This window comes from Janthinobacterium sp. P210005 (genome assembly GCF_036231865.1).
Taxonomy (GTDB): Bacteria; Pseudomonadota; Gammaproteobacteria; order Burkholderiales; family Burkholderiaceae_D; genus Janthinobacterium; species Janthinobacterium kumbetense.
On record NZ_JAZARC010000009.1, the window covers coordinates 139,406 to 156,910 of the forward strand.

Annotated in this window: 13 protein-coding genes; 8 read left to right on the forward strand and 5 right to left on the reverse strand. The window is 60.0% G+C overall.

Features of this window, described 5'->3' with window-relative positions:
- Positions 1-59: 59 nt before the first annotated feature.
- Positions 60-1,931, forward strand: coding sequence for a phosphoenolpyruvate carboxykinase (GTP) (locus tag VPH40_RS27345; RefSeq protein WP_328574985.1), 1,872 nt, complete (start codon positions 60-62; stop codon positions 1,929-1,931).
- 185 nt (positions 1,932-2,116) lie between these two features.
- Here the strand turns inward: VPH40_RS27345 and VPH40_RS27350 are convergent, their stop codons facing one another.
- Together VPH40_RS27350 and uvrA are read right to left on the reverse strand one after the other, a co-directional pair.
- Positions 2,117-3,298 carry a hypothetical protein gene (locus tag VPH40_RS27350; protein ID WP_328574986.1) on the reverse strand — a complete coding sequence of 394 codons (1,182 nt, stop codon included), beginning with the start codon at positions 3,296-3,298 and terminating at the stop codon, positions 2,117-2,119.
- Positions 3,299-3,399: 101 nt separating this feature from the next.
- Positions 3,400-6,249 (reverse strand): excinuclease ABC subunit UvrA, encoded by a 2,850-nt coding sequence (gene uvrA / locus VPH40_RS27355; RefSeq protein WP_251351697.1) that lies wholly within the window; start codon positions 6,247-6,249, stop codon positions 3,400-3,402.
- Between the two features lie 381 nt (positions 6,250-6,630).
- Here uvrA and ssb point away from each other — a divergent pair, with 381 nt between their 5' ends.
- The 4 genes from ssb to VPH40_RS27375 all read left to right on the forward strand — a co-directional run bounded on the left by ssb (position 6,631) and on the right by VPH40_RS27375 (position 10,435).
- Positions 6,631-7,140, forward strand: coding sequence for a single-stranded DNA-binding protein (ssb, locus tag VPH40_RS27360; protein WP_034781209.1), 510 nt, complete (start codon positions 6,631-6,633; stop codon positions 7,138-7,140).
- Positions 7,141-7,356: 216 nt separating this feature from the next.
- Positions 7,357-8,832, forward strand: a complete 1,476-nt coding sequence (locus tag VPH40_RS27365) for a UbiA family prenyltransferase (RefSeq protein ID WP_328574987.1) — start codon at positions 7,357-7,359, stop codon at positions 8,830-8,832.
- The gene (locus tag VPH40_RS27370) at positions 8,829-9,194 is read left to right on the forward strand and encodes a hypothetical protein (RefSeq protein WP_328574988.1); all 366 of its coding nucleotides are present in this window, start codon (positions 8,829-8,831) and stop codon (positions 9,192-9,194) included. Before VPH40_RS27365 ends, VPH40_RS27370 begins: the two co-directional genes overlap by 4 nt.
- Positions 9,194-10,435 (forward strand): ArnT family glycosyltransferase, encoded by a 1,242-nt coding sequence (locus VPH40_RS27375; RefSeq protein WP_328574989.1) that lies wholly within the window; start codon positions 9,194-9,196, stop codon positions 10,433-10,435. Before VPH40_RS27370 ends, VPH40_RS27375 begins: the two co-directional genes overlap by 1 nt.
- A gap of 98 nt (positions 10,436-10,533) precedes the next feature.
- On the opposite strand, the gene VPH40_RS27380 is transcribed toward VPH40_RS27375, so the two are convergent.
- Entirely contained in the window at positions 10,534-10,950 is a 417-nt protein-coding gene (locus VPH40_RS27380) for a hypothetical protein (protein WP_328574990.1), read from the reverse strand.
- A 383-nt stretch (positions 10,951-11,333) separates the two neighbouring features.
- Between VPH40_RS27380 and VPH40_RS27385 the strand changes: the two genes are divergently transcribed.
- Complete coding sequence (locus VPH40_RS27385; protein WP_289900520.1) at positions 11,334-11,597, forward strand: hypothetical protein; 264 nt, start codon at positions 11,334-11,336, stop codon at positions 11,595-11,597.
- 105 nt (positions 11,598-11,702) lie between these two features.
- Positions 11,703-12,134 (forward strand): hypothetical protein, encoded by a 432-nt coding sequence (locus VPH40_RS27390; RefSeq protein ID WP_328574991.1) that lies wholly within the window; start codon positions 11,703-11,705, stop codon positions 12,132-12,134.
- Between the two features lie 89 nt (positions 12,135-12,223).
- Here VPH40_RS27390 and VPH40_RS27395 read toward each other — a convergent pair whose 3' ends face one another.
- Together VPH40_RS27395 and VPH40_RS27400 are read right to left on the reverse strand one after the other, a co-directional pair.
- A complete protein-coding gene (locus VPH40_RS27395; RefSeq protein WP_328574992.1) occupies positions 12,224-15,805 on the reverse strand; it encodes an ABC transporter permease/M1 family aminopeptidase in 3,582 nt (1,193 codons plus the stop codon).
- 10 nt (positions 15,806-15,815) lie between these two features.
- Positions 15,816-16,733 (reverse strand): ABC transporter ATP-binding protein, encoded by a 918-nt coding sequence (locus tag VPH40_RS27400; protein ID WP_328574993.1) that lies wholly within the window; start codon positions 16,731-16,733, stop codon positions 15,816-15,818.
- 277 nt (positions 16,734-17,010) lie between these two features.
- On the opposite strand from VPH40_RS27400, the gene VPH40_RS27405 reads away from it, so the two are divergent.
- Positions 17,011-17,499 carry a GNAT family N-acetyltransferase gene (locus VPH40_RS27405; RefSeq protein WP_328574994.1) on the forward strand — a complete coding sequence of 163 codons (489 nt, stop codon included), beginning with the start codon at positions 17,011-17,013 and terminating at the stop codon, positions 17,497-17,499.
- The last annotated feature ends 6 nt before the right edge of the window (positions 17,500-17,505 follow it).

Sequence of the window (17,505 nt, forward strand, 5' to 3'; positions counted from 1 at the left end):
ACGATGCTGCCTGTCTTGCCGGAATGACCAGAATTTCTTTTATTGGTATTGGAGGTAATATGAATCAGCCCGTCATGGGTGGCGTCGCCGCACTCAACGTCCCAGCTTATATTAAACAACAGAAACTGATCAACTGGGTGGCCGACATTGCTGCGCTGACCAAGCCAGAGCGTATTTACTGGTGCGATGGTTCGCAAGAAGAGTATGAGCGCCTGTGCGCTGAAATGGTTGCCAGCGGCACCATGAAAAAACTGAATGCGCAAAAGCGCCCGAATTCCTACCTGGCCTGCTCCGATCCGAGCGACGTGGCCCGCGTCGAAGACCGCACGTATATCTGCTCGGCAACGAAAGAAGCGGCCGGCCCGACGAATAACTGGACCGAGCCCGGCGAAATGCGCCACACCTTGAATGGCCTGTTCGATGGCTGCATGCGCGGCCGCACCATGTACGTCGTGCCCTTCTCGATGGGCCCGCTGGGTTCGCCGATCGCGCACATCGGCGTGGAACTGTCCGATTCGCCCTATGTCGCCGTCAACATGAAGATCATGACCCGCATGGGCCGTGCCGTGTACGACGTGCTGGGCACGGATGGCGAGTTCGTGCCGTGCGTACACAGCGTGGGCGCACCGCTGGCCGCCGGCCAGGCCGACGTGAAATGGCCGTGCAACAGCACCAAATACATCGTGCACTTCCCGGAAACGCGCGAAATCTGGTCCTTCGGTTCGGGCTACGGCGGCAACGCCTTGCTGGGCAAGAAATGTTTCGCCCTGCGCATCGCTTCGAACATGGGCTACCAGGAAGCGCAAGCATCGGACAGCAATCCGGGCTGGCTGGCCGAACACATGCTGATCCTCGGCGTGGAATCGCCGGAAGGCAAGAAACACTATGTGGCGGCAGCGTTCCCGTCCGCTTGCGGCAAGACCAACTTCGCCATGCTGATTCCGCCGGCAAGTTTTAACGGCTGGAAAGTGACCACCATCGGCGACGATATCGCCTGGATCAAGCCGGGCGCCGACGGCCGCTTGTACGCCATCAACCCGGAAGCCGGTTATTTTGGCGTGGCGCCGGGCACCAACGAAAAAACCAATTACAACTGCATGGCGTCCATGCGCGACAACACGATTTTTACCAACGTGGCGCTGACGGACGACGGCGACGTCTGGTGGGAAGGCTTGACGAAAGAAGCACCAAGCCACCTGATCGACTGGCAGGGCAAGGACTGGACGCCCGCGTCCGGCACCAAGGCGGCGCACCCGAACGCGCGCTTCACGGTTGTGGCAACGCAAAACCCTGTGATCGACGCAGCCTGGGACGATCCGGCCGGCGTGCCGATCTCGGCCTTCATCTTCGGCGGTCGCCGCTCGACCACTGTGCCGCTCGTCACTGAAGCGCGCAACTGGGTCGAGGGCGTCTACATGGCCGCCACCATGGGCTCGGAAACGACGGCCGCGGCCGTGGGCCAGATGGGCGTCGTGCGCCGCGATCCATTTGCCATGTTGCCGTTTATCGGCTATAACATGAGCGATTACTTCCAGCACTGGCTGGACATGGGCGTCAAGGTGGGCAAGGTCAACCCGGCTGCCCTGCCGAAGATCTATTGCGTCAACTGGTTCCGTACGGACGAGGCTGGCAAATTCGTCTGGCCTGGCTTTGGCGACAACATGCGCGTGCTCAAATGGATGCTGGAGCGGATCGAAGGCAAGGCGGGCGGCGTGGAAAACCTGTTCGGCACGACGCCGCAGTATGGCGACCTGAACTGGGATGGCTTGCCATTCACGCAAGAACAGTTCGACACCATCACCTCGATCGACAAGGCCGCGTGGGTGGAAGAATTGAAATTGCATACGGAGTTGTTTGAAAAACTCGCGTATCATCTGCCGCAGGAATTGGCAGGTCACAAGGCTGCGCTGGAAAAGCGGCTGAGTGCGTAAGTTAGCGTCAAGCGGCGCCTGACAAGCTTGTCAGGTGTGAAGAGTTGTAGTGGGGGAGAAACACGCCGGCAAAGACTGGCGTGAGATAAATGACACGCCGGCAATGACTGGGGTGCTAGCAAAAAGAGAAACGGCGCGGATTGCATGAGCAATCCGCGCCGTTTTTTATGGCGCGTTCGAGGCGTCTAGCCTGTCTGGGCCGGCACGAAATAAATCGGATAGACCTCGTCCATCATTGCTGGACATTCATCCGGCTTTGCCTTTGGAAATGTGACGGACAGGGGCGCTGTCTCATGCAAGCGGTCCTCCACTTCCAGCACGCCTGCGTAGGCCTTGACCTCGCGTGCGGCAGGCGCCTGGCAATCGCCGACCGCCAGTTCGCGGCCATTGCCATGAAAGCTGCTGCCATGGGCGATGTCGGTACACAGGGACGGCCAGTATTGGAATGAAAAAAAGCGTCCTGGCGGCGTGGTTTGCTGCCTGTCTTCCTGATGTAATTTGTGCCGCATGAAGTACATCACAAGCGACTCATACGCGTCGTAGGCTGGTGGCCAAGCCAGTTGCAAGGGCTGGCTGGCCAGCTTGGCGGTCCTGGAGCAAGTGCCACCCTGCGCCATCTGCAAACGCTCACGCCGCGGTGCGCCGTCTGTGCGAATGGAAAATTGGCCTGGGGCATTGATGCGCAAGGGCGTGGTGCCCATGCGCAGCACCGCTGTTAGCTTGCGCTCTGTAGAGCGATAGCTGATGTCGTACAGCTTGCCAGGCTTGAAGCCTTCGCGCGCCTCGATCCTGTATAAGCCATAGGAGGCATCGATTTCCTCGCTGACCTCACGCAAGCCCTGCTGCATGGCGAAGCGCTTGACGGCATCGCTCGGCCCCTCCGGTTCCGGTTTGTCCCAGCTCCGTTCCATGGCTTTCACTCTGCGGCATATCGGCATGGACGCGTTCTTCTCTTCGGCGCATTGCTGCATTTCCGGGCTGGCCAGATAGTAAATATAGGGCTGTACGCCCACCTGTTTTTCCACGCGCAATCGTACCGCCACCGGTGTCAGCTTGCGCCCCGTACCGCGCTCGATAATACGAAACCGCTTGGCGGAAAGGGGGACTGGCGGGCCGACAAGGATATGGCCATCCTGATCCCTGAGCAGGAAATCGGGAGATTGATTTGGAAGAAACAGGATGCCGCGTGCATTGGCAGGCACCGTGACCACGGCCGGCTTGCCGGATGCGGCCGGTGCCGCATGGAGGAACTCGCCGGATATCCCCTGCATGCAGGAACACGCCACCGCCACGCTGGACGACAGCAACCATGACGTGGTTACGCAATGGCGAACCCAGCTGGATAAACGTGAAGGGAAGTGCGGCATGTTTTCTCTGAAAGCCGGTGCTGTGACCAGAGAAAATAGTTTCCCATAGAAAAATCCCCCGGGCAAGATCATTGGCCGGGGGATCGAGCGGGAGGCGCGGCTTATTGTTTGAGCAGCGGCCCCAGGTATTTACCCGTCACGCTGGCCGGATTCAGGGCCACGTCTTCCGGCGTGCCCGTGGCGATGATCTGTCCGCCGCCGGCGCCCCCTTCGGGACCCAGGTCGACGATCCAGTCGGCCGTCTTGATGACGTCCAGGTTGTGCTCGATGATGACGAGGGTGTTGCCCTGGTCGCGCAGGCGGTGAATGACTTTCAGCAGCAAGTCGATGTCGTGGAAGTGCAAGCCCGTCGTCGGTTCATCGAGGATGTACAGGGTGCGGCCCGTGTCGCGCTTGGACAATTCCAGCGACAGTTTCACGCGCTGCGCCTCGCCGCCGGACAGGGTGGTGGCGCTTTGCCCCAGCTTGATGTAGCCCAGGCCCACGTCGAGCAGGGTTTGCAGCTTGCGCGCGATCAAGGGGACCGGCTTGAAGAATTCATGCGCCTCTTCCACCGTCATGCCCAGCACTTCGGTGATGTTCTTGCCCTTGTATTGCACTTCCAGCGTTTCGCGGTTGTAGCGCTTGCCGTGGCACACGTCGCATGGCACGTAGACGTCGGGCAAGAAATGCATCTCGACCTTGATCACGCCATCGCCCTGGCACGCTTCGCAACGTCCGCCCTTCACGTTGAACGAGAAGCGGCCCGCGCTGTAACCGCGTTCCTTGGCCGTCGGCACGGTGGAGAACAGGTCGCGGATCGGCGTAAACAAGCCCGTGTAGGTGGCGGGATTCGAGCGCGGCGTGCGGCCGATCGGCGCCTGGTCGACGGAAATGACCTTGTCGAAGTGTTCCAGTCCGCTGATCGAGTCGTGCGGCGCCGGTTCCGTCTGCGAACCATACAAATGGCGCGACAGGGCAGGATACAAGGTATCGTTGACGAGCGACGACTTGCCCGAGCCGGACACGCCCGTCACGCACGTCATCAAGCCCACCGGCAAGCTCAGCGACACTTTCTTCAGGTTGTTGCCCGTCGCGCCAGTAATGAGCAACTGCTTTTCCGGATTGCTGGCGTGGCGCTTGGCCGGCACGGCGATTTTCAGCTTGCCGTTCAGGTACTGCGCCGTCAGCGATTTCTTGTTCTTCAGAATCTCGGGCAAGGTGCCTTCGGCGATGATTTCGCCGCCGTGCACGCCCGCGCCGATGCCCATGTCGACGATATAGTCGGCCGTGCGGATGGCGTCTTCGTCATGCTCGACCACCAGCACGCTGTTGCCGATGTCGCGCAAGTGTTTCAAGGTTTCGATCAAGCGGTCATTATCGCGCTGATGCAAGCCGATCGACGGTTCATCGAGCACATACATGACGCCCGTCAAACCGGAGCCGATCTGCGACGCCAGGCGGATGCGTTGTGCTTCGCCGCCGGACAGCGTGTCGGCGCTGCGGTCCAGCGACAGGTAATCGAGGCCCACATTGTTGAGGAATTTCAGGCGAGAAATGATTTCCTTGACCACGCGGTCGGCGATCTCTTTCTTGGCGCCCGTCAGTTTCAGCTTTTCAAAGAATTCCAGCGTCTCGCGCAGCGGTTTTTCCGCCACTTCATAGATGGCGCGCTGCTGCTTGCCCGTGCCGACCTTGACGAAGCGCGCTTCCACGCGCAGGCGCGCGCCATCGCATGAGGGGCAGCATTTTTCATTGATGAACTTGGCCAGCTCTTCCTTGACGGCCATCGAGTCCGTTTCCCGGTAGCGGCGCTGCAGATTGTTGACCACGCCTTCGAACGTGTGTTCCTTGATGACGGTGCGGCCCCGTTCGTTGACATAGGTAAACGGAATCACTTGCTTGCCGGAACCGTACAACACGGCTTGCTGGGCATTCAGTGCCAGCTGTTCGAACGGCATGTCCAGGTCGAACTCGTAATATGCGGCCAGGTTCGACAGCATCTGGAAGTAAAACTGGTTGCGGCGGTCCCAGCCCTTGACGGCGCCCGAGGCGAGCGACAGGTTCGGGAACGCGACGATGCGTTTCGGGTCAAAGAATTCAATATGTCCCAGGCCGTCGCATTCGGGGCAGGCGCCCATGGGGTTGTTGAACGAGAACAGCCGCGGTTCCAGTTCCTGCAGGGAGTAGCCACACACATTGCAGGCGAACTTGTTGGAGTACACATGTTCCTGGGCCGTATCCATTTCGTAGGCAATGGCGCGGCCGTCGGCCAGGCGCAGGGCCGTTTCGAAACTTTCTGCCAGGCGTTGCTTGATCTCTTGGTTCACCTTGACGCGGTCGATGACGACGTCGATCGTGTGTTTTTCCGTTTTCTTTAATTTCGGGAGGTCATCGACTTCATAGATCTTGGCCGCGTGCGTGCCGCTCTGCACGCGAAAACGCACGAAGCCCTGCGCCTGCATCTGCTCGAACAGGTCCACGTGTTCGCCCTTGCGGTTGGCGACGACGGGCGCCAGGATCATCAGCTTGGTGTCTTCCGGCATGGCCAGCACGGCGTCGACCATTTGCGAGACGGACTGGGCGGCCAGCGCGTTTTCCGGGTGGTCGGGGCAGTAGGGCGTGCCGACGCGCGCATACAGCAGGCGCAAATAATCGTGGATTTCCGTCACGGTACCCACCGTCGAGCGCGGATTGTGCGACGTTGCCTTCTGTTCGATGGAGATGGCGGGAGATAATCCCTCGATCAGGTCGACGTCCGGTTTTTCCATCAGCTGCAGGAACTGGCGCGCATACGCCGACAGCGATTCGACATAGCGGCGCTGGCCTTCCGCATACAGGGTGTCGAAGGCCAGCGAAGACTTGCCGGAGCCGGACAAGCCGGTAATCACGATCAGTTTATTGCGCGGCAAATCGAGATTGATATTCTTGAGGTTATGCGTGCGAGCGCCGCGAATGCGGATCTGTTCCATGTGATTGCCTTGCTTTCAGTGAGTGGTGCGGCCGGCGCATTGTGCCTGGGTGCAGATGAGGAGCCACAACGGGTCAACCTGTTACTATAGCCGGGTTTTGCTCTGCATGCCTGAGGCAGCCATGGGCGGATTGCGCCGCCAGGCGAACGTGCCCTGACAAAGTTTGATACAGATGCGTGCAGACGTTCAAACACTGTATATAATACCAGTATTCAAGTTTCTTGTTTTCACCTGCCGTGAAAAAAACGTGCTGCCGCACGGGAGAGGGCGTCCGCCAGAAAGCGGGTGCTTTGCGCCGCGTGGTCGCTTATAATCCTCGTTTAGTACACTAAACTAACGCGCGGGACACCGGCTCCCGCTGCAGTTCATCAGGAGTTATTCATGGCATCAGTCAACAAAGTCATCATCGTCGGCAATCTGGGCCGTGACCCGGAAATCCGCTACATGCCTAGCGGCGACGCGATCGCCAACATCGCCGTGGCCACTTCGTACAAATCGAAGGACCGCAACACGGGCGAACAAAAAGAATTGACAGAGTGGCACCGTATCTCGTTCTTCGGCCGCCTGGCGGAAATCGTCGGCCAATACCTGAAAAAAGGTTCGTCCGTCTACGTGGAAGGCCGTCTGCAAACCCGTAAATACACGGACAAGGACGGCGTCGAGAAGTACGCAACCGACATCATCGCGGAACAGATGCAAATGCTGGGCGGCCGTTCCGGCATGGGCGGCGACGCCGGCGGTGGCGATGACAGCTACGGCGGTGGCGGCGGCTACGAAGCCCCGGCCCCACGCCAGGCACCGGCCCCGCGTCCGGCACCAGCCCCGGCGCCACGTCCGGCACCGAAGCCGGCGCCGAACTTCTCGGACATGGATGACGATATTCCGTTCTAAGACGCACTACGGCTCGTTGCCACATAACGCCTCGCAAATCCTGGATTTGCGAGGCGTTTTTATTTGTTGCTGCGGGTCTCTTTTTTTGCGGGTCTCTTTCAGGTGCTACGGGCGTTCAGCTCAAGCAGATAACCGCTCTCTTCCTTGATATATGTTGGTCATCGCCATCGTGGCTCCCCCTATAATTTAATCACTGCTTTCAGCACTCCATCTGCCATGCCACACCAGAATCGGGAGAAAATGGTGGCTATTTCGACCAAAGCGCCCCTGGTTGTCGATCTTGACGGCACGCTGACGCCAACCGATACCCTGCTGGAATCCGTCATCCAGGTGCTGAAGCGATCCCCGCTCAATGTGCTCCGCATGCCGTTCTGGCTCATGCGAGGGCTGGCGGGCTTCAAGGAAGCCATTGCGGTGCGTGCCGGCATCTCGGGCGAACACCTCCCTTACCGCGCGTGCCTGCTGGATTACCTGCGCGAGGAAAAGCGCAAGGGCCGCATGATTGTCCTGGCGACGGCGGCCCACCATTCGATTGCCCGCAACGTGGCCGGGCACCTGGGCCTGTTCGACAAGGTGCTGGCGACGCAGGCCGGTCGCAACCTCAAGGGCAAGGCCAAGCTGCAAGCTATCCGGGAGCAGGTCGGGCCATGCTTTGTGTATGCCGGCGACAGTAAGGCAGATATTCCCATCTGGCAAGCCGCCAAGGCGGCGGTGCTGGTGGATGTCGCCTGGAATACGACCCAAGCCGTGCGGCGGCACGTTCCGATCGAACGCGAGTTTCCGGGCGAGAGCGGCGGGCTTGGCGTGTGGCTCAAAGCCCTGCGTGTCCACCAGTGGTTAAAGAATCTGTTGCTGTTCGTGCCCCTGCTGACGGCATTTTCCTTCCTCGACCTGGGCAAGATGGGCACCATGGGCGTGGCCTTCCTGGCATTTTCCTTGGCGGCTTCCGCCACCTACATGGTCAACGACCTGTGGGACCTGGAAAGCGACAGGGCGCACCCCCGCAAGCGGCTTCGCCCTTTTGCCAGCGGCCGCCTGCCGATTCTGAAGGGCTTGGCCGTGGCTGCGGGGGCCTTGCTCCTGGCCCTCGTTCTGGCCTGGTCCGTGTCGAATGCCTTTCTCCTGATGCTCGTGCTTTACCTAGTGCTGAGCAGTGCGTATAGCTGGGTGCTCAAGGAATACGTGCTGATCGACGTGCTCATGCTGTCCTTGCTGTATACCTTGCGCATCCTGGCCGGTTCCGTTGCCATTGGCACTGCCACGAGTTCCTGGTTGCTGGCTTTCTCGGTCTTCATGTTCCTCAGCCTCGCCCTCGTGAAGCGCTGTGCGGAGCTGGTCACCCTGGAAGGAAATGGCAAGGCAGCCACGCGTGGACGCGATTACCGGGTGAGCGACCTGGCCGTGTTGTGGCCTCTGGGGGGCGGGGCGGCACTCTCCGCCGTGGTGGTGTTCGGGCTGTTCATCAGTGCACCGGAAACGCAGGGGCGCTACGGCACCCCGCAGATGCTGTGGCTGGTCGCCCTGGGATTGATTTATTGGCTTGCGCGCCTGTGGGTGAAAACTTCCCGAGGTGAAATGCACGATGACCCGGTGATTTACGCCCTCAAGGACCACGGCAGCCGCATGACCGTCTGCGCCATGGTGGCCGTCATGCTGGGCGCGCATTTTCTGGTGTTGGGTACTTACCCATGAACACGTTCTGCATTGCCATCCTGAGCATTGCGCTATCCGTCATGGCGCAGTTCTCATTGAAGACCGGCATGTCCGGTGACGGGGTGCAGGCGATGATGGCGCAGCCCAAGTCCTTCATGACCCTCATGCATATCCTCTCGGACAAGTATGTGCTGGGAGGATTTCTTTTGTATGGCCTGGGAGCGGTGGCCTGGCTAGGCGTACTGTCGCAATGGGAGGTGAGCAAGGCCTATCCCCTGGCAGGCCTGGGATTCGTGCTCACCCTGCCAATCGCCTGCCTGCTGGGCGAGCAGGTCAGCCTGCCCCGTGTGATGGGCGTTGCGCTGATTTGTGCCGGGGTGTTTTTGGTGGGGAGGAGTTGATGAATGACAAGCATGATGCCCAACAACAGCGAGATTGGCTGTGGCTGGCAATCATCGCCGGCATCGGCCTTGCCCTGAGGGCGGCGGCGATTGCGGGCTTCCAGCATGTGCCGGAAGGCGATGAACTTGCCTATAGGAGCATGGCGCTCAACTTGCTTGGCGGGAATGGCATCGTCGACAGCATGGGCAACCGCGCGATGTATAACGTGGGCTATCCCCTGTTGATACTCGCGCCTGTCTTTTTTCTCTTTGGCGACGATCTGCTGGCGGTTCGCCTGGTGAACATGTGCCTGGGCGGCGCGGCAATCGTGCTGTGCTACCTGGTGGCCAAAGAGGCTGGCGCAGGCCGGTCGGGGCGTCTCATCGCCGCGGCTGCCTGGGCGCTCTATCTGCCAAGCGGCATCTACGGGATCTACCTGGCGAAGGAAAACCTGATGATTCCCCTGATGCTGGGTGTCATGTGGTGTGCGCTGAGATTGGCACGCCAGCCCTCGAAGAGCGTGGCGACCGGGTGCGGAGTACTCTTCGGTCTGTTGGCACTGACGGGCAATGCCGCCTTGTCACTGCTTGCAGTCCTTGCATGGGCGTTGCTGCTGTCTCCCGCATCGACGGTTCGGCGGGCAAGCCTGGCCATGCTCGCGCTGTCAGCGGCGCTGGTGATTTCCGCCCCATGGCTGCTCCGGAACATGCAAGTGATAGGCGCCCCTGTCTTGAACACCAATGGCGGCTTCAATCTGTATTTGGGTAACAACCCGGCAGCGACAGGCATGTTCATTTCCATCTCGGAAACTCCACGCGGCTCCACCTGGGATGCCCTTCGGAAAACGGGGGAAGTCCAGGCTTCCGAGACCTTGAAACAGGAGGCTATATCCTGGGTGAAGTCCCACCCGGCAGCGTTCCTGGCATTGGCGGTGAAAAAAGCGGCGTACTTCTGGACGCCTCCCCTGCATGCGGGAAAAGGCAACCAGTCGCCGGCAGAAAAGCTTGTGCGTCTGCTGTGGGCGATACAGTTCCTGCTCCTGATTGCCGGTGCTATCGGGACTGTGCTGATGCCAAGGCTCAGGAATCGGCAGGTCGCCCTGCTCTGGCTGGCGCTTGCGTGCTACACGGGCGTTCACATGCTGTTTTACGTGATCTTCCGATACCGTGAGCCCATGATGCCGGTCCTGGCCGTGATGACGGGCCTGGTGCTGGAATCGCTCGTGACCGCCCGACGCCAGGCCGCGCATCCGGCCAGATAAGACAGGGGCGACGCTCCCGCATCTTATTGGCCCCTTGCAATAACATGGGGAGCATGTGGTGGCGAACGCGCTTCTTGCGCTGTCATGGCCGCAGAGACTCAATTGCGCAGCCGCATCTCCAGGCTGTAGCTGGCTACCGCATTCCTGCGCGCCGCGTTGCGCATCAAATACACTTGCACTGTGTACTCGCCATCGGCCGGCAGCGTTGCCTCGTAACTATTGCCGCCGCTCGAGCCGATGAACAGGGCGTCCTGTTGTCCGGCTTGACGGAGGTTGAAATAATTCGACGGTTGATTGGTCTTGAGCTTGACGCCGAGAGTCTGGCCCGCCTTGCCTGCCAGCGTGTATTCGGCCGTGGCGTAGCCCTTGATCTTGCCTTTCACGCTGAGTGCAGCCTTGCCTGCCGTCAGTTCTACTGTTTCCTTGTGGACAGCATCGGCGCTCCAGGCGGGCGCCGTGAAAACGAGGGCCGCCAGCAGCAGGCTGGCGCGGATGGGCAGGTGACGATGCAGCATAAGCAATTCCCCTTGAACGTGGTGCCGGCGCACTCGCCGACGATACCGTCCATCTTACGCCAGGCTTTGCCTGTACCGCAGCGCCATCCGCATTTCCATCGCATGGTGCGGATTGCGCTTCTCTTCAAGCCCCGGTTTGAATAAGACGAAATGCAAATATTCTTATGATATTTTCGCATAAGGAGAATAATCGCTTTGCCATTGTTTATTTCGCCAATAAAGTTATTTTGGTGATTGTTTGTGCGGTGGTATATTGTTTGCAATGTTTCTCTGAATAAATTTTATCGGAGGGATGCATTGCATGTAATTCACGCATGCGATGAATACGAATCTGATGGAAAGCATGCTGTTTACCGATATCGTGTTTTCTGCAGACGTGGCGCATGGACATTTTCCATGCTGATGTAATTACTGGAGTAAGAATGCAAGTTTTATCGGAAATGGAAATTCAAGACATCTCGGGCGGTCGTGCATTTTGTTCGGATAGCATGTCCTCGAGCGAATATACCGCCACGGCAGGTTTCTGGGGCGGTGTCGGCACTGTCGGTGCGGGCGTGGCTACCGTGCCAGGCGGCCAGGCGCTCGGTGGCGGCATCTTGATTGGCGCGGGCGTGATGTATGCCTATAATTCCTATTGTTCGGCATAAGCGGACAGATAATGGCGGGTTGAACATGCCCGCTTGATATATACCGCTGACCGCAGCGTGGCCGCAATATGCTGTGCGTATATTGCGGCTATTGGTGCGAAGATAATGTCACTGGCTCAATTGAAGAAAAATCTTGCAATGCATATAGCTGTCGATTCATCAGGTTCGCAATGGCTGGTTCTGGAGCGCATATTCGGCAAGGAAAAGGGATGGCTGCTTGCATCGCTGGCGAATTTTCAAAAAAGAAAATATCTATTTCTCTTGTGCGATGTGCTGGCATTGATTTCCATCCTGATCGGACTGGCGTGGACTTTGTATCCAGGACGTATTTTTCTGCAATCTTTTCCAGTCAGCATAGTGTTGTTGCTACTGGCCGGAAAAGGGCTGCGTTTTAAAACGGCCGCCGTGCCGCCCGTGGCCAGCCGGGAAAGACTGGATATCTTTTTAAAGATCCATCTGGGGCTATTGCTCCTTGCCATGGTGTTCTGTGTGGTACAGGTGGGCTGTGCGCTGCGCCAGATCTTTTTTCTGGCCTGAAAAAGTACCGGGCCCGTCGTAAAAAAAACAGGCCGCGCTATCACGGATAGGGCGGCCTGTTTGCGTTGCCTCAAGGTTTCATTGCAGCCTTAATTCACGCTGACTTCCTTGCGGTTATCGCGCGAGACCCGGTCGATCATCTTGTTGTACGGATCGACACCCACTTCAAATGGTTTTTCCTTCACCGTGATGGTGAGCACGGGGTCGCTGCCCGACAACATGCGCTTGTCGGTGAACAAGACTTTTTCGTCCTTCTCCCCGGCGCCCGGCGCGCGCGCGAAGATGGCGATCTCCACCGGTTCGTCGTAGGCACGCGGGCTTTCCTTGCCCTTGCCGTCGGACTCCAGCTTGGCCAGGTGCAGTTGCATGGTGACATCCCACTGGCCATCCGGGCGCTTGACGGCCGTCGCTTGCGTGACGCGGTTATCGTAGAACACGATTTTCTCGAACAGGTCCGTGATCAGGGCTTGCTTGTCCTGCGGTGCTTCGGCGCGGATATAGGCCAGCAATTCCGACGACGTGGTGAACGGCGCCTGCTGGTAACCCTTGTCTTGCAGATAGCGTTTCAGGGCACGGTTCAGGGCGGCTTCGCCGAGCTCGTCGCGCAGGCGGTAGAACACCAGGCTACCCTTGTTGTAGTGGATGTATTGCTGTCCCTCAACACGCGCCAGCGGCAATTCCTCGATGGCTTCGCCGCCGCGTCCGCTCAGGTAGCGGTCCAGTTCATAGCGCAGGAAGCGGCGCATCTTGTCGCGGCCGTATTCCTTTTCCATCACCATCAAGGCTGAATATTGCGCTAGCGATTCCATCAGCATGCTGGCGCCCTGCACATTGGCGCCGATCACCTGGTGGCCCCACCACTGGTGCGCCATTTCATGCGCCGTGACGTAGAACACATAGTCGATGTCTTCCTTGTTGCGCAGGTCGGCGATGAAGCCGATGCCTTCCGAATACGGAATCGTATTGGCAAACGACTGGGCGAAGCTCTGGTAGCCGGGGAATTCCAGGATGCGCACCTGCTTGTGCTGGTAGGGCGTAAACTCGGTGCTGTAATAGTCGAGCGACTTTTGCACGGACGTGATCATGCGATCCGTGTTGTAGCCGTGTTTCTTGTCGACATAGATTTCGATTGGCAAGCCGCGCCACGCGCCTTTCTTGACTTCCCAGCGCGCCGACAGGTAGGCGAAGAACGGCAACATCGGCTGGTCCATCTTGTAGCGGCAATAGCGGCGCCCATCCTTTTCCCAGCTGCCTTGCAGATAGCCGGGCGCCAGGGCGATCTGCCCGCCGCTGGTGGACACCGTCGTGTCGAAATGGATCCAGTCGGCATCGCCGCCCAGCACCGTGTTGCCATACGCGGACGTGTCTTCCAGTTTGGCCATGCGCTGCGGTTCGCCCAGGCCCCGCTTGCGGCGTTCATTACGGTCAAGCAATTCCATTTCCTTCGCATAGCCGAAGTGGGGGAAATAAGCCTGGTTGTTGAAGAAGCTGCCGTTCAGGTTGACCTGGTCCGGCGCGCCGCTGTTGGTGAAGCCCTGGTGCGTGACGGCCACCGTAAAGTCCAGCGGCAGGGTGGCGCCGGGCGCCAGCGCTTGCGCCAGCTTGAGGATGCTGAAACCGAGCTCCTTGTCGTCGAGTACGACCTTGTGCGCGGGCAAGTTCAACCACGTCGTCTTCAGTTGCGGGTCGAGCTGGATGCGCAGGGTATCGAGCGGCTGCGCCGTCTTGTTTTGCAGCACATAATGGCCCTTGATCAAGACTTTACGTTGCTCAGGATAAATATCCACATTGGCCTGGACATCCGTGATCTTCGGCTGGGGCAAGTGCTGGTAGCGCTGGTACAGTTTTTCGTAGCGCGCCTGCTTGTCCATGCGGATGTTCGACGTCTCGTACTTGTTCAGCACGTTCGTGTTGTAGAAGATCCAGCCGCCCGTGCTTGCCCAGCACAGCAGCACCACGGCCAGCGCGGCGCCTGCACGGCCCTGCAGGCGCTGGCGGGCCAGGCCCAGGCGCGCGCGCCAGCCGTTCGGCAGGCCGCGCACCCAGAACGCCTGCGCCAGCATGACGAGGGCCACGGTAAACAGGCTCCAGTACAGCGCGAACCAGGCCCAGCCCGTCAAGAAGTGGCCATAGCCATTCATGTCCGAATACGGGATGGCCGGCGTGCCGCCAAAGGCGTACAGATTGTGTTCGAAGTGCAGCATGCCCTGCACGGCTTGCGCCACCATCAGCAGGATCACCAGCAGGTAGCCGATGAACTTGTTATTCGACAACACTTGCAGGGTAAGGGCGCACAAGCCCATCAGCACGAAGAAGAGGGCGCCCAGCAGGGTGCCTTTCAGGTACAGCCCCAGTTCCACGGGCGCGCCGCCCTTGACGAGCTGGAAGCCGATGGCCGTGAGGACGCCCGCCAGCAGGTAGCCGGCGATGACGCCGATCAGGGCCGTGCATTTGGCCAGCAGGGGAACCCAGTCGGGCACGGGCATGGCGTCGCTGACGTCGGCGATCCGCGCTTGCCGTTCCTTGAAGATCAGTTCGCCCGCATAGAAGGTGACGATGATGATCAGGAGGAAGCTGAAGCTGTTGCTAATCTGCTGCAACAGCAAATGTGTCATCGGATACACGGCCGTGCCATACATGTTCTTGCCGACATTCGCGGCAGCGATCAGGTTGATCATGCCGAACAGCAGCATGACGAGGAAGGGCAGGCTCTTGAAGACGCCGACGGCGTCGAAGCGCAGGATTTGCCACCACTGGCGCCAGGCCGTCGCGGACGTCAAGGTGGGGACGCTGCGCGGCAGGTCCCGCGGCGCCGTGACGGCGGGGCCGCTCGTTTCGGCCTTGTGCTTGCCGAACAGGCGTTTTCCCGTCCCCGTGCGCTGCGGCTTGAACAGGATCACGGTGGCGGCGAACAGCACCGCCGTGATACCCAGCCACAGCAGGCGGTTGGCCAGCAGGAAGCCGGCAAACGGCGGCAGCCCCGCGTTCGCTTCGGCGGACGTGAAGTAGCGCGTCATGCGGCCCAGGGCGCGCATGCCGAACGGGTCGAGCAGGACGGCGATCCATTCGTTGTTGATGTCGCGCGTAAAGGCGCCGGCCGTGCCCCACAGCACGAAAAAGCCCAGCACGCCCACGTAGACCAGCATCATCGAGCGCGTGGTGGCCGCCAGCAGCATCAGCAGGGCACCGATGAAGAGCAGGTTGGGGATCACCATCACGGCGAAGCTCCATGCATACGCCTGCAGCGGGAACGCGCCCACGCGCTGCGCATCGACCCAGGGCATGAGGGGGCCGAGCATGGTGCCGAAGGCGATGCAGGCGAAGATGACCAGGCAGGCGACAAAGCCGGCGGCGAAGCGGCCGAACAGGTAATCCCACTTGCGCATGGGCGTGGCGAACAGCATGTCGGCCATGCCCACTTCGCTGTCGCGCAGCACGGCGCCGGCAATGAAGATGGTGATGAGCAACATCGACAGCAGGCTGAACATCGTCAGCAGCTGCGCCACCACGGTGGGCGCATTGCGGTTGATGTTGCCGATGGCGCCGCCGATCTGGATCGAATCGCTGCTGCTGGCGCCAAAGGCCAGCAAGGCCAGGATGACGGCAAATACCCACAGCAGCGGCTGTTTCAGCTGATAGCCGAGGTCAAACTTGAAAAATTCCTTCCACATGGCGCGCTCCTTACGCCGCGACGGCGGACGGTGCCGCAGCGGGAACGGCGGCGCCGTTGCGGGCAGCGTTGCGCACATGCAAGAAGTACACGTCTTCCAGGTCCGGGGCGATCTGCACGAAGCCGCTGTCGGGCTGGCTGTCGGCATACACATTGATTTGCGGCTTGCCGCCCACCAGGCGCGTCGACAGCACATTGTGCGACTGCTGGTACTGCGCCAGCTCGTCCATGCCGACGCTGCGGCGCCACACCTTGCCGAGCAGGGTGTCGATGGCCGCCTGCGGCTCGCCTTGCACCAGCACTTGCCCCTTGACGATCATGGCCATGCGCGGGCACAGATCCGTCACGTCGTCGACGATGTGCGTCGACAGGATCACCACCACCTGCTCGCCGATCTTCGCCAGCAAGTTCAGGAAACGGTTGCGTTCGTCCGGGTCCAGGCCGGCCGTCGGCTCATCGACGATCACCAGGCGCGGCGCGCCCAGCAGCGCCTGGGCGATGCCGAAGCGCTGGCGCATGCCGCCCGAATACGTGCCCAGGTTGCGCTTGCGCGCTTCCCACAGATTGGTTTGCTGCAACAGGGCTTCCACGGCTTCCTTGCGCGGCCCCTTCTCCGTCAAGCCTTTCAAAACGGCAAAGTGGTTGAGCAGGGTTTCCGCGCTGACCTTCGGATACACGCCGAAATCCTGCGGCAGATAGCCGAGCTGGCGGCGCAGGCCGGCTTTGTCCTGCAGCACATCGACGCCATCGAAATGGATGCTGCCGCTATCGGGATCTTGCAATGTCGCAATGGTGCGCATCAGCGAGGACTTGCCCGCGCCGTTAGGCCCCAGCAAGCCGAACATTCCGTTGGGAATCTCCAGGCTGACATTGTTGATGGCCTTGACGCCATTCGCATACGTTTTGTTCAGCTGTTTGATCTTTAGCATGCAGCACTCTCCAGGACGTGGGTCTAAACGCCGGCAGAGGCGTGCCTGCCGGCCTGTGAAAGGGGATCACCCTTGTTTTTATCAACCGCCATGGCGGACGTTAATGAAAGGGGATGGTATATAGGCAACTTGAGGGAAAAACGGTTTTGTGACCAAGGAAGGAAATGCAGGGATGAAATACCGGAGGGGCGGGATGAATGCCCCGGTGCTACACTCGCCAGCTTCAATGACGCCATGGTGCGGAAAGGGTGGGGATATGCGTGCAGCGCCGGGAAACATGACTTTGCGCGCCATCGTGCCTGGCGAAGAGGCAGCGCTGGCCCGGCTGTTCCAGCTGTATTGTTACGACAATGCTAGTTGGAGCGGCGAGGCGCTGCTGGCCGATGGCCACTATGACGTGTGCGACGCAGGACTGGCGTCGTATGTGCACGCGGCCGGCCACACGGCCAGCTGGATCGAGGTCGATGGCGAACTGGCCGGCTTTTTCCTCACGGAACCTGGCATGGCGGGTGAGCTGCCGGTGCAGGAGTTCAGCGACTTTTTTATCCTGAAGAAATACCGGCGCCGGGGCGTGGCGCTGGAAGTGCTGCGCAGGGTGCTGCTGGACAGCGCGCAGACGTGGCTGGTGGCGACGTTTCGCGACGATGCCGCTGCCTGCGCGTTCTGGCGTCACGCGTTTGCGCGTCTGCCGTTTGCCAGGGTCGAGGCGTATGACGACCCTGCCTTGCCGCAGTTCCAGCTGACCGTGCTGAAACCGGCGGCTTGAGCGCGT

Excerpts from the sequence above, each read along its gene's own strand:
- VPH40_RS27345 (WP_328574985.1), top strand. The coding sequence starts at position 60 with ATGAATCAGCCCGTCATGGGTGGCGTCGCCGCACTCAACGTCCCAGCT.
- VPH40_RS27350 (WP_328574986.1), bottom strand. The coding sequence starts at position 3,298 with ATGCCGCACTTCCCTTCACGTTTATCCAGCTGGGTTCGCCATTGCGTA.
- uvrA (WP_251351697.1), bottom strand. The coding sequence starts at position 6,249 with ATGGAACAGATCCGCATTCGCGGCGCTCGCACGCATAACCTCAAGAAT.
- ssb (WP_034781209.1), top strand. The coding sequence starts at position 6,631 with ATGGCATCAGTCAACAAAGTCATCATCGTCGGCAATCTGGGCCGTGAC.
- VPH40_RS27365 (WP_328574987.1), top strand. The coding sequence starts at position 7,357 with ATGCCACACCAGAATCGGGAGAAAATGGTGGCTATTTCGACCAAAGCG.
- VPH40_RS27370 (WP_328574988.1), top strand. The coding sequence starts at position 8,829 with ATGAACACGTTCTGCATTGCCATCCTGAGCATTGCGCTATCCGTCATG.
- VPH40_RS27375 (WP_328574989.1), top strand. The coding sequence starts at position 9,194 with ATGAATGACAAGCATGATGCCCAACAACAGCGAGATTGGCTGTGGCTG.
- VPH40_RS27380 (WP_328574990.1), bottom strand. The coding sequence starts at position 10,950 with ATGCTGCATCGTCACCTGCCCATCCGCGCCAGCCTGCTGCTGGCGGCC.
- VPH40_RS27385 (WP_289900520.1), top strand. The coding sequence starts at position 11,334 with ATGGACATTTTCCATGCTGATGTAATTACTGGAGTAAGAATGCAAGTT.
- VPH40_RS27390 (WP_328574991.1), top strand. The coding sequence starts at position 11,703 with ATGTCACTGGCTCAATTGAAGAAAAATCTTGCAATGCATATAGCTGTC.
- VPH40_RS27395 (WP_328574992.1), bottom strand. The coding sequence starts at position 15,805 with ATGTGGAAGGAATTTTTCAAGTTTGACCTCGGCTATCAGCTGAAACAG.
- VPH40_RS27400 (WP_328574993.1), bottom strand. The coding sequence starts at position 16,733 with ATGCTAAAGATCAAACAGCTGAACAAAACGTATGCGAATGGCGTCAAG.
- VPH40_RS27405 (WP_328574994.1), top strand. The coding sequence starts at position 17,011 with ATGACTTTGCGCGCCATCGTGCCTGGCGAAGAGGCAGCGCTGGCCCGG.